This window comes from Brevibacillus humidisoli, assembly GCF_020923435.1.
Classification (GTDB): domain Bacteria; phylum Bacillota; class Bacilli; order Brevibacillales; family Brevibacillaceae; genus Brevibacillus_E; species Brevibacillus_E humidisoli.
On the sequence record NZ_CP087263.1, the window covers coordinates 1,034,706 to 1,046,628 of the forward strand.

Consider the following 11,923-nt stretch of genomic DNA (forward strand, 5'->3'; position numbering starts at 1 on the left):
GTGACAAGTAACAGTTCGGCGAACGTTATTGGCGATAGGCGTTGACATAATCAATCAACTGCCTCACGTATTCACCAATAATCGGCACGGACAGAAACGGCTTGAGAAACCAGCCAAACACGCCCAGGATGATAGCAGTACCAATCGTTAATCCGAGACCCCTCGCAAGACCTGCCAAGAAGTTGGTGAACAGCAGTCTGCGGGGGGTCGTATAGTTTTGCAGCACATCGACGAGTTGGATTTCCTGCAAAAAGATGGCGATCTTGTCCAGCCTTTTGTTTAAGCCGCGGACTTCTTCCAGATGTTTCAGCAGTTGGTCAACCTTATCAATCAACTCTTCGGTCGGCGTTGAACTTCGCGACATTGGCCACCCTCGCTTTCTGATTAACCTCCCTACTGTTATATGCAAAATGGGCGGCAGCCAACCACCTGAATCAGGAAGACGTGTTTGCCTATTTGGTTGGCCGACGGTACAATAGACGTACGATGATTTCTTAAGGGAGGAATTGGCATGGCTGAAACAGTGGCCCAGTCACTGTCGGATGAGTTATACAACCTCCTCCAACAGGAGCGGTTCATCTTGCTCGGTACGGTTGACCACGAGTCGGGAGCGCCGTCAACCAACGCGATTTCCTGGGTGTATGCCCCCTCGGCAGCACGTATTTGCTTTGCCGTAGACAGCCGATCACGAATTGTTGCCAATATACGCAAGGAGCCGAGAGTGGTTCTGACGTTGATTGGAGCCGGCTCGTCCTATGCGATCAGTGGAAAGGCAATCATTGCTGAGGAGCGGATGGAGACGGTTCCCCTGAAGTTGTGCAAGATCGAAGTTGCGATAGAGTCCGTTCGTGATGTCATGTTCTACGGATCACGGATTTCAGTCGATCCACAGTACGAAAAGACGTACGACAAGCAAGCGGCTGCAAAGTTGGATCACCAGGTCATGACAGCACTGCGGGGATGAGAAGAACGTGATGTGTGCAGGCTCGCAGAAATGTTCAGATCATTGAATCGGGGAGCGGCCCCGATTTTTTTATTTCTTCCGACCATTCTTCAAAAGACGTTGTAAACCAGGTCACAGCCGGGCGATATTGTTCAAGACGTGCATATATGGTTCCTGTTGTTTGGAAGGCGCGCAAGTGGAGATGTCGCTGTTCAGGAGATGGCGATTCTGTGAGGCTCTTTTTTAGAGAATAGGCCACTGCTTCAGCACGCAAAGGGTCGTTGGTAGCGTTGGCCAGCAGCAGTTCCGCTTCAATCCGAACTCGCTTACTGGAAGACCGAAGCATTCTGTGGCACAGTTCGGTCGCCTGTTCAACGCGATCCGTCTCAACATACAACTTGGCCAGTTCCAGTGAGGCACTCTCGAAAACAGCCTCTTTTGCCGGGCGGTTCAAGTCGGTTGCTTTAGACAAATGCTTCTCAGCGAGTCGGTACCGGTTCTGTTTTCTATAGAGCCAGCCCAACATATAGTGAGACTCGGGCAGCCGCTTATGGGTCGGTAAGAGGGAAAAGGCTGCTAGTGATCGTTTCAGTTCTTCTTCCGCATCGCGATCATACCTCAAATGCAGATAGCATCTTCCTAGTTCTAAGCTGAGCTCGCCACTGCGGTAATAGGTGTTGTACAACTGGTTCAACTGTATCGCCTGTTTAAACTGCTCAGCAGCCGAGTACCACTCTCTTAATTGGCTGTGCATCACACCCGTATAGTACAGGATTTCGATCCGCAGCAGGCCGTTCACCTGATGGAGAGTGATCAAGTGGTACGCCTCCCGCAAGCATGGGCATGCCTTTTCCGGCTGTGCGGCTTGCAAGCAGCAGGAACCGAGGGACAACAGCGCACGGATCAACGGAAATGGGTCGTCAAACTCCCGCACCAGTTGAACACTTCTTTCGTAAAGCGACTCTGCTTCCCGAAGAGATGTTGCGGCTTGCGCCAGCCGCCCACGGGCCCAGCAGTAAATCCCTTCGTCCATAGGGGCGAGAGGGGCGCCGTCCAGTTTCTGCAGCCATTTTTTGACGCTCTCCCAATCCTGTTCCTCGATCCGATTCTGGATGTGGCGAAGTGCGTTTTTGATCTCAATTTGCGTAAATGTAGGATTGGGCGATTCGTTCCACAATTCCTGCAAGTTGATGCCCAGGCGTTTTGCCAGTTGATCAAGGATTTCAGGTGAGGGGATCACTTGTCCTTTTTCTATCTGGCTAACGTAACTCCGGTTGCAAATGCCGGCTGCCAATTCCTCCTGTGTCATCCGCAAACGTTTTCGCTGTTCCCGCAATCGCTTTCCCACCAACATGCGTTCCACCCTTTGTTTCTATTTCTGTTTCTATCCATCTGCCTGCTGCTTCCATCTATTCTTGTCGGAACCTTGGGACTTTTGGACCGATTTGTCAATGATATAGGTAATAGTTCGATTAGCCTGTATGATTTCCTGCCAAAGAGAGACGGAAATAAGGAATGGTTGGCAAGTGGGAAACGAAAAGAAGGAATAAAAGAAGACCAGCACAGAGCTGGTCTTGAAGGGGGCTTGCTTATTGGTGAAGAACGGGGGTCGGCTTTGTCTTGGTATCGGACATGGGCTGCTTCAGACGCTCGTTGTATCCATTCACCCACAGTTCTTCCAGTGTGGAAAACTCTTCATTTGTCAGCGGGGTCACGTCGGATGCGAGTGCAAATTCCCGCAAGTTGTGGTCATTGGTGAAGTTAGGCAGTACGGTGGCGACACTGGGACGATACAAAGAGAACTGAATAGCCAGTTGCCCGATTGTGCGTCCCTCCCCGTCGAACAGCCCTTTCGCTTTCATCTCTCTCACCACATCCACTCCTGCTTGCATCCATTCTACCGGACGATGGCTGCGGTGGTCGCTCTTGTCAAAATGCTTGTCAGGATCATAGCTGCCGTCCAACAGTCCAGATGCGTGCGGGACACGAACGATGAGACTGCGCTGTTCCGCTTCCGCTACCGGAAACAAGTCACGAGCGGGATCCTGTTCGACAATATTGTTAATGATTTGAATGGCAGCATAGCCCGGGCGTTTTAATGCCGCGATCGACTCGTCCCGCCAGCCGATATCAGGCCCCATGGCAGCACCGTAGTAGCGGATTTTTCCTTCTGTCTTGAGCTGTTCCAGCACGTCGCATATTTCGTCGCTGAGCACTGCCTCCATTCGCGGGTTGTGCAGTTGATAAAAATCGATGTAATCGGTGCCCAGACGCTTGAGGCTCTGTTCGCATGCATAGCGAATGTGTTCCTTGCTCCAGTTCTGCGGCAGCTCGGAGTGGCCCTTGCGCTCACCGGGAAGATTGTATATGTCGTAACCAAACTTGGTAGCAATCACCACTTTGTCGCGGATGTCTTTCAGCGTATCGGCCAGTATCGTCTCACCCAGTCCATTCCCGTATACGTCGGCGGTATCGAAAAAGGTAATGCCGTACTCTTCATAGGCCGAACGTAGCAGACGCTTCCCGACTTCCACATCAGTGACGCCCCACCATTTTGTCGCAACCGACCATACGCCGAAGCCAATCTCTGACACGTTCAAATCGGTTCCTGCGAGGGTTCTGTACTTCATCCCGACTCTCTCCTTCGATTGTTTTGGTAACCTCGTCCTTATCTTAACACGTTCTGAACGGAGAGAAAAATCGGAAACAAAAGTGTTTCTTACAGCTTTGTGACGGAGGGGCAAAAAGAAAAGACCTTTGTGCTCTTGGGGCAAAAGGTCTTGTAGCAGGACTAGCGGTTTACGGGGATTTTTTTGTTTCCTTCAGGTTTGGCATTGGTGTCCTGATTGATCCGCTGTTCGTTCTCCCGTGTATCGGGGCGTTCCCGACGCTCTACATTACGCGGGGCTTGTGGCATGATGCGGCCGACAATATCGGCCAGTTCTTCAGCGAATCCCGCCACGGGACGACCTTGTCGAATATCGGTGGCCATTTCCTGCAGCCGCTGCACAATATCTGGATCAGCTGTGACGACTGCGGTCGCACCCTGTGGGTCTTCCTTCAGTGCTTCAGCTACCGAGTATTTGACTACGCCTACTTCCGGACGATCCAAGTGTGCGTTTACATCGATCCCGACTACTGCCCAGCGGCCGATGACAACTGCCGTTGCATCCTTTACGTTGCGCACTTTGCTGGCCAACTGCACCAGACGATCCGCTTTTGCCTGTGGAGATTGATCGTGCTTGGGTGAAGGAGCAGTCTGCTTGACTCGCTGTGTCTGCGGTGCTTCTTGATTTGGCTGAGGGGCCGCCTCGTTCGCTGGTGGATTGTTTTCGGTATTGCAAGCCGTGAGGAGTAGACTTAAACTGATGACCACTGCAATCCGCTTCACGTATAACCCATCCTTTCTGGTTAATCAACATGGCCGTCGTTCTTTGTTTCGGCCGATCATAAAACGGGTACTGGAAAAGTAAAAAGTATAGTAGTCGTATTGTTTGCCTCTATGCCAGATTTCATTCCAAAACAGATCCTTCTATCTCTTCCGATGGCTTCATACACTTTCAATGCCATCACCCAAAGGCAGACCAGTCAACGCTGCTGCCTCTGCATAAACTATATTAAGATGGGTGAATAGGAGGCGAAACTTTGAAGAAGATCTACGTGCTGGATACCAACGTACTTTTGCAGGATCCGCTGGCTTTATTTACGTTTCGCGACAACGAAATTGTGATTCCGGCGGTTGTTTTGGAAGAGATCGATTCAAAAAAGCGCTACATGGATGAGATTGGACGTAACGCCAGGCATGTTGCGCGATTGTTGGACAGTTTCCGCGAATTGGGGCAGCTTCATCAGGGAGTCGTGCTAAAAACTGGTGGAGTGATTCGGGTCGAACTGAACCACTCATCGATCAGCCGGTTGCAGAAACAGTTTCACGAGATGACCAATGATAACCGAATCCTGGCTGTTGCCCTCAACCTCCAGGATGAAGAAATCCAGTCTCCCTTACAAAGACCGGTGATCTTGGTCAGCAAGGATGCCTTGATGCGCATCAAGGCAGAGGCCCTGGGATTGAAAGCGGAAGATTTTCTGTCAGACCGGGTAGTGAGAGAGGATTCAGGCATTTATCCCGGGTACGAGAAACTGTCCGTTGCCTCCGAAGTGATCCAATCGTACTACGCTGGCCGCAAATTGATGATGAGACAACTTTATCCGCAACGTTCGTTCTTTCCCCATCAATTTATCATTTTAAAAGATGAGCTGAACCCATCTGTTTCGGCAATCGGAAAAATGGATGCAGAGGCCGACATGTTAGAGATGTTGGTGATAGATGACGATCTGGTCTGGGGGATCAAAGCACGAAATGCCCAGCAGCGGATGGCCTTGGAACTGCTGCTGCGCGAAGACATACCTCTTGTTACGATGACCGGCAAAGCGGGCACGGGCAAGACCTTGTTAGCCTTGGCAGCTGGCCTTTTGCAGATTGAAGATCTGCAGATCTACAAGAAGCTGCTTGTGGCCAGGCCAATCGTTCCGCTAGGAAAAGATATCGGTTTTCTGCCGGGGGAAAAAGAAGAGAAATTACGCCCGTGGATGCAGCCCATCTATGACAATCTGGAATATTTGTTTAATACAAAAAAAGCAGGTGATCTCGACAAGATTTTGGCCGGTATGGGCAGTATTCAGGTAGAAGCTCTCACCTATATCCGTGGTCGTTCCCTGCCCGACCAGTTTATCATCGTAGATGAGGCGCAAAATTTGACCAAGCATGAAGTAAAAACGATCCTGACACGTGTAGGGGAGGGCTCGAAGATCGTCCTGATGGGCGATCCGGACCAGATCGATCACCCTTATCTCGATCAGAGCAACAACGGGTTAACCTATGTAGTGGAATTGTTCAAGAACGAGAAGCTGGCTGGCCATATCAAGCTGGAAAAAGGGGAGCGAAGTGTGCTGGCACAACTGGCCGCAGACCTGTTGTGACGCTGACCAGCAGCGGTGCATAAACCTAGGCAGTCCGTTCATACTAAGCACATCGAGCCCGGTGATCAAACACTGATTCACGAACAAGCCATAGGCGAGGTAGTGAGTCGAACGTCCCGATGGCAGCCCGACCTAACTCGTAGGAGGCGATAGCCGTGGATACCATTGATCACTCGCTGACAGATCAGCATGGGAACCGGATCTCTTTAAGCATCTAACTCGGTTAGGAGGTAGATCGCCAAAGAGCAGCATCGGTAATTCCCCAGACCAACGGGCTCGATAACAACGGGTCGTCTCCGGTAACGGAGACGGCCTTTTCCGGTGGTATGGCTTCTCCTGCATGGCCATTGCGGGGATGGTAAGGCAGTGGTTTTATATAGAGAGGCTGTTCATGGTTTGAGTTGTTACCTAAGGTTCGGAATGAAGGGAAGGGAAATCGGTCAGCCACTCCAGTTTTACTTGGAACGCACGGGCAATTCCCTCGATCAAATCGGTCTGGGCACGGTCGACTATATAGACCACCTCTCCGCTTTCCGCCTTGACGGGTGTGATGAGGTGCTCTTCCATTTGTTGCAGAGCGGCCCACCGATCTTCAGCGGTACCGACCTGAGGCAGGAAGCGGAAAAAAGCAACAAGTGTGTCGTAGAGATAAGCGCGCCCGGAAAGGCTGACGAAGCCGTAATCATCGATTTCCGCTTCACTGTCAGGAAGCAGCCACAAATCAAATAATTCTCCAGCCATCTGTCGATCCTGCAGGATGTTGAACAGTTTTTGCCGCTCTTCTTCTGATTGAACGATGAACAACTGTTGGTCTCGATCAAACACCTGCACCGAATCTCCAATTTTGTGCACGATTTGTGCGTAAAATCCGGGTAATTTTCCACCTGAGACATCCACCTCCACACCGTACATACGCTTCAACATTGTTTCACCCCCTAAAACTCTGGTACCATAAAAGGAATGGTATTATTTTACCGCAAGCATCCTTTGACAAACAAGGAAAGGAGCTGAATTTGATGAAGATACGTGCCTTCAGCTTGGGATCTTTTCAGACCAACGCCTATTTGCTGACAAACGAACAGACAGGAGAATCGATCGTGATTGATCCCGGCATGGACCCCCAACCGCTGCTGGAAGCGGTCAGCGACGAACATGTATCGGCCATTTTACTGACACATGCCCATCTTGATCACATCGGTGGTTTAAACGAACTGCGCAATCGGACAAAGGCACCCGTCTATATTCACCCACAAGAACAGTCGTGGCTGACCGATCCCAACCTGAACGGTTCCGGGTATTTTGGTCTGGATCCGATCATCTGTGAGCCTGCAGAACACGAGCTGGCGGATCATCAGCTGTTGTCAATTGCAGGATTACAGATCCGGGTTCTGCATACTCCTGGCCACTCTCCAGGAAGCTGTTCATTTGTAATCGGGCAGCACTGCTTTGGCGGCGATGTGTTGTTTGCCCAGTCGATCGGTCGCACCGATCTGCCAGGTGGAAACTTTGAGACGCTGATGATCAGCATTCAAGACAAGCTGTTTGAATTGGATGACGACACGATCATCTATCCAGGTCACGGTCCCAAGACGACCATTGAAGCGGAGAAGATGTACAATCCTTTTGTCACCGGACTGCTCCGTTGAGTGTGATCCGGCTGACCCATTGACCAATCATCTCTCATCCTTGAGCAACCTTAGGCCCACATTCTGTTGGACTAAGGTTGTTTGTTTATATGGAAAGCCTTTTTGCCTCCTGGGTTCCGTGCAAAAGCTGACATAGGAAAAGAAGGAAATATGTCGTATGATGTAGAAAGGAGCAACTCATTTGACTGTTCATAAAGGAGTATTATTGCTGTGAAAAAAGTACTTGTTTGTTTACTCATCATTCTCTTGGCAGGAGTGGTCATGGCTGGCTGCTCACTGCCCACCTATGTTCATCCCGATGATGCGCCTGCAGCAGCAGATGCTGTACCGCTTGCCGTTTCGACTGCCCCTGAGACCGACACGGCAGCAGAGAACACATCTGCCGGGGACGAGTCGCTTCCGCAAGAAGCACCACCGCCTGAACAGCGGGTAACGCTAATGGCCGTAGGGGATATCATGGTGCATCAGGCACAGTTGGAAGCTGCTTGGGATCCAACCAGTCAGACGTACCAGTTTGACCCTTTTTTTGCCCGAGTCAAGCCAATCCTGCAATCAGCCGACTTGGTGGTAGGCAATCTGGAAACGACGCTGGCAGGGAAAGATCTCCGCTTCACTGGATATCCACAGTTCAACTCGCCGGAATCGCTGGCCTCTGCGCTGAAAGCAGCGGGCTTTACCGCTCTGACCACGGCCAACAATCATTCGCTTGACCGCCGGGAAGCAGGAGTGCTGCGCACCCTCCAACACCTCGATCAGTCGGGTCTTGCCCATACTGGCACATTTCGCACCCCGGAGGAACGCAATCTTCCGCTCATACTGGAGAAGAACGGGATACGTCTGGGATTAATCGCCTACACGTACGGGACCAACGGCATTCCATTGCCCAAAGGAAAACCGTATCTGGTCAATCTGATCCAACCTGAAACGATTCAACAGGATATCGCCACGGCGCGGGCAATGGGGGTAGATTTGGTGGCGGTGTCGCTCCACTTTGGGGCAGAATACCAGCGTCTCCCCAACCAGGCGCAACGGACGTTAGTCGATCAGTGTTTCAGCTACGGTGCCGATCTCATCCTGGGACACCATCCACATGTCCTGCAGCCGTACGAATGGCGAACATTGACTGACGAAGCGGGCAGGACGAGAAAAGGGCTGGTCATCTATTCGCTTGGCAACTTTATCTCTGCGCAACGTGGCGATTACAAAGATGTCGGCGGCATCTTGTCCGTCACTTTGCTGAAGCGGGGAGATGAGCCGGCGGTACTGGAGGAGGCATCGTTGATCCCGACCTATGTCCACTACAATCGGAGCAAAGGAAAGCGCCAGTATGTGATCTATCCGCTGGCGGAGACACTTGATCCAGCTTCCGGGCAGGATCCGCAGATTAGTACGGAAGTATACAAAAAGATGGAACGACTGTACAAAGAGATCACGATTCACACTACTCAGTATCTTTCGGAAAAGAAACCCGGTTGAGCAGCTTTCAGAGAGAGCTTGGTGAACAAGCAAACAGATCAATGCTGCCAACAGTAGAAGGCCCGGAACCTGCGGATGGTTCCGGGCTTTTGCTTACGAAGAGGATGGAGGGGAGGAAGGGTTGTTGCCGCCCAGTTGAAACGGCAGATCAAGTGACAGGTTCAATTTCAACTGTTGATCGCCTAACGACAAGCTCTCCACCCGTATATTGGGATTGATCAGGCTGGGATAAAAGCCGAGATCGTACTCCTGTTCCAGTTCGTCAACGGTCGACTCCGGCAGTTCGAAGCCGTCAAACATCAGTTGGTTGATATGGAACTTCAACTCTGTGGGTGAGACCAACTCGTACTCTCCCACAATTCGCAGGTTGATCTGGTCGTAGGAGCCCTCGACGATCAGTTGATCATCGGCAAACTGAAAGTACGATTGCTCAAACAGCTCATTCTTGGAAATGAGAAACTTGTTAAATTCTTTCTCTCCAATGGTTAATGTATGGGAGAATAAGCCATTTGACTGAATATGGTCGGGAGTGGCCAACTCTGGAATCTGTCCCATCACACCAGCCAAGACACCGAAAAACTTGCGGAAGGTGGGGAGTCCCCGTTCACGCCAATCAGCCACAAGGTGATCCATTAGAGCCTGAACCGATGTTGGGTCGTCCACCTGCTCTAAATTTTTTTCTTTTTCCATCTTGATCGCAATCATTTCTTTCAATCGCTCTTCATAGTGCTGACGGATTCGCTTCACTTGCTGTAGTCGGTCGCGCGTCTCGGAACGGAGCGCTTCTGCTTTGGCTCGTGCTTGCTGAAATGTTTCTAATTTTTCCATATCCCGTTCGAATAGTAATTGCAAGAATTCTGCGGCCATCAAGAAGTTATTAAAATTGCGCGCCTCCAGCAACAGCACCAGCAGGGATGCCCGCTCACCGGTGTAATAGGCTCGCGCCACATCTCCTGCATGCCGTTTCATCGCATCGATCACGAGTGCCTGTCGATTCAATTCCAGCTCAAGCTGGGCCATCTCCGACAACAAATCTTTTTCTTCCTGTTTCAGCAACGCCAGGTTGCGCTCTAACTCTTTTTGGGTAAAGTGTTGTTGCAGAATCAACTGCTCCAGCGGCAGATCTTTTTCTGCCGAGGCAGGGATAAACTGGATCACCAACAAGAGGGTGATCCCGATGAAGTACAGCCATCTACGCATAAGGTTCACCTAAACTGTTCTTTTTAGTATGGAAGCGTGACAGAACCGCCAACCATTTGCTACAGTTTCATTATAGCGGTAGTTTTACTGTTTGTGGCCCAAAATTTCCAGGGCGGATGATACGATTAGGACAGGAGACGGGAACAATGGGGCAAGAATTGCAAGCAATCATACGCGACGAAATCGCGGATGCAGGCGGGGTGATCCCGTTCGTCCGCTTCATGGAGTTGGCACTGTATCATCCTGGTTACGGCTATTATATGACCGATAAGCCAAAAGTAGGCAAGCAAGGGGATTTTTACACCAGCCCGTCGGTTCATCCGGTATTTGCCGAGACCGTCGCTGACGCAGTTGTTGACATGCTGGACCATTGCTCGTTCGAGCGTCCTGTGCTGGTGGAAGCTGGTGCAGGGCCAGGCAGCTTGCTGGCAGCCATGCTGGAGGAGATCAGGCAGAAAGCACCCCAATGGTTTGAGCTGCTGCAGGTCGTGCTGATAGAGACATCGGAGTACCATCGAGATTTGCAGCGTAGCGCGCTCGCCTCGTTTGACGGTGAAAAGCGGTGGTATCCATCCGTTGAAGCGGCAGCCAAACACGAGGCGGTAACAGGAGTGATCCTCTCTAATGAGTGGTTTGACGCATTACCTGTACACTTGCTGGACAAGCAGCAGCACGGTTGGCGGGAGGTGGGGGTTGCCTGGGATCCGATTGGCGGCCGTTTTGTGGAGCGATACCTACCGGAGCTAACCTCTATGGCTGAGGTGTACCTGTCGGAAAAGCAGCCGGATCTGCCAAACGGTGCCCGGATAGAGGCGAATCCGCTGGCGCGTGAGGTAGTGGAGGCCCTCTCGCGGATGTTGGTGAAGGGGTACGTGATCACCATTGATTATGGGGACACCGACGAGGGATTGTATCACCCGAGCCGACGGGACGGAACCGTTATGTGTTACTATCGGCATCGGGCTCATGACAATCCCCTGATCCATGTCGGAGAGCAGGACATTACTGCACACGTGAACTACTCCGATCTGATCAGATGGGGGGAAGCGGCAGGTCTTTTGCCAGTCACGCTGACCAGTCAAGAGCAGTTCTTGTTGGGGAGCGGGATATTGGAGAAGCTGATGGACCATATGGACCGTGATCCGTTTACAAGTCCGGCGATGCGCCGGAACAGGGCTATTCAGCAGTTGGTATCACCGGGAGGAATGGGGGGAGTCTTTCGTGTGCTGGTGCAGCGAAAGGATTTATCGGAGTCGATTCCCCTTCGTTTTCTTGCACAACGGGGTTCGCTGCCCTTCGAACCGAATTCGTGAAAAGAAACCTGCTAAAAATAAAAAAAGATGCCCGTGTCAAGCGGAGCATCTTTTTTCTTTACAGAAGCGTTTGAAATACAAGCGAGTGTTCAGCAGAGCCGGGAGCCGGCATCAGGAAGAACGTGTAGTATGTGAAGCCGACGAAAGAAATAAACATAAAACCAAAGAAGAGCTGAATGTACGTCTTCTCGGACAGCCCCATGTAACTCAGCGCCACAAAGATGGCGGTGAGCCCGAAGAACAACAGAGCCATATTCATCAGGGAACCCCAGTAGGCCATGATGGCGATCATCAGGGTCCAGAAGCCAAGCACGCGATACATGCGATCCATTCGTATCCCCCCTTTGAAGCTGATCGAGCCTGTT

12 protein-coding genes are annotated in these 11,923 nt (G+C 51.3%); 5 read left to right on the top strand and 7 right to left on the bottom strand.

Translation table 11 applies throughout. The annotated features are described in order from the left end of the window. Positions 1-25: 25 nt before the first annotated feature. Positions 26-364, bottom strand: coding sequence for a DUF5665 domain-containing protein (locus LOK74_RS05105; protein ID WP_230045508.1), 339 nt, complete (start codon positions 362-364; stop codon positions 26-28). Positions 365-511: 147 nt separating this feature from the next. On the opposite strand from LOK74_RS05105, the gene LOK74_RS05110 reads away from it, so the two are divergent. After that, positions 512-964 (top strand): pyridoxamine 5'-phosphate oxidase family protein, encoded by a 453-nt coding sequence (locus tag LOK74_RS05110; RefSeq protein ID WP_230045509.1) that lies wholly within the window; start codon positions 512-514, stop codon positions 962-964. 34 nt (positions 965-998) lie between these two features. Here the strand turns inward: LOK74_RS05110 and LOK74_RS05115 are convergent, their stop codons facing one another. The 3 genes from LOK74_RS05115 to LOK74_RS05125 form a co-directional block, all read right to left on the bottom strand. Next, positions 999-2,297, bottom strand: coding sequence for a helix-turn-helix domain-containing protein (locus LOK74_RS05115; RefSeq protein WP_230045510.1), 1,299 nt, complete (start codon positions 2,295-2,297; stop codon positions 999-1,001). Between the two features lie 235 nt (positions 2,298-2,532). Beyond that, positions 2,533-3,573 (bottom strand): aldo/keto reductase, encoded by a 1,041-nt coding sequence (locus LOK74_RS05120; RefSeq protein WP_230045511.1) that lies wholly within the window; start codon positions 3,571-3,573, stop codon positions 2,533-2,535. 161 nt (positions 3,574-3,734) lie between these two features. Beyond that, positions 3,735-4,334 carry a YhcN/YlaJ family sporulation lipoprotein gene (locus LOK74_RS05125; RefSeq protein ID WP_230045512.1) on the bottom strand — a complete coding sequence of 200 codons (600 nt, stop codon included), beginning with the start codon at positions 4,332-4,334 and terminating at the stop codon, positions 3,735-3,737. Positions 4,335-4,588: 254 nt separating this feature from the next. Here LOK74_RS05125 and LOK74_RS05130 point away from each other — a divergent pair, with 254 nt between their 5' ends. Further along, positions 4,589-5,923: a PhoH family protein gene (locus LOK74_RS05130; RefSeq protein ID WP_230045513.1), complete on the top strand. Its 1,335-nt coding sequence runs from the start codon at positions 4,589-4,591 to the stop codon at positions 5,921-5,923. A gap of 408 nt (positions 5,924-6,331) precedes the next feature. On the opposite strand, the gene LOK74_RS05135 is transcribed toward LOK74_RS05130, so the two are convergent. After that, complete coding sequence (locus LOK74_RS05135; RefSeq protein ID WP_230045514.1) at positions 6,332-6,847, bottom strand: hypothetical protein; 516 nt, start codon at positions 6,845-6,847, stop codon at positions 6,332-6,334. A 92-nt stretch (positions 6,848-6,939) separates the two neighbouring features. On the opposite strand from LOK74_RS05135, the gene LOK74_RS05140 reads away from it, so the two are divergent. Continuing rightward, a complete protein-coding gene (locus tag LOK74_RS05140) occupies positions 6,940-7,569 on the top strand; it encodes an MBL fold metallo-hydrolase (protein ID WP_230045515.1) in 630 nt (209 codons plus the stop codon). Positions 7,570-7,779: 210 nt separating this feature from the next. After that, on the top strand, positions 7,780-9,045 hold the full coding sequence (locus LOK74_RS05145; RefSeq protein ID WP_230045516.1) for a CapA family protein: 1,266 nt from the start codon (positions 7,780-7,782) through the stop codon (positions 9,043-9,045). Positions 9,046-9,138: 93 nt separating this feature from the next. Here LOK74_RS05145 and LOK74_RS05150 read toward each other — a convergent pair whose 3' ends face one another. Next, positions 9,139-10,245, bottom strand: a complete 1,107-nt coding sequence (locus LOK74_RS05150) for a coiled-coil domain-containing protein (protein ID WP_230045517.1) — start codon at positions 10,243-10,245, stop codon at positions 9,139-9,141. A 146-nt stretch (positions 10,246-10,391) separates the two neighbouring features. Between LOK74_RS05150 and LOK74_RS05155 the strand changes: the two genes are divergently transcribed. After that, positions 10,392-11,558 carry a class I SAM-dependent methyltransferase gene (locus tag LOK74_RS05155; RefSeq protein WP_230045518.1) on the top strand — a complete coding sequence of 389 codons (1,167 nt, stop codon included), beginning with the start codon at positions 10,392-10,394 and terminating at the stop codon, positions 11,556-11,558. Between the two features lie 58 nt (positions 11,559-11,616). Here LOK74_RS05155 and LOK74_RS05160 read toward each other — a convergent pair whose 3' ends face one another. Then, positions 11,617-11,889, bottom strand: coding sequence for a DUF2626 domain-containing protein (locus LOK74_RS05160; RefSeq protein WP_230045519.1), 273 nt, complete (start codon positions 11,887-11,889; stop codon positions 11,617-11,619). Between the last annotated feature and the right edge of the window lie 34 nt (positions 11,890-11,923).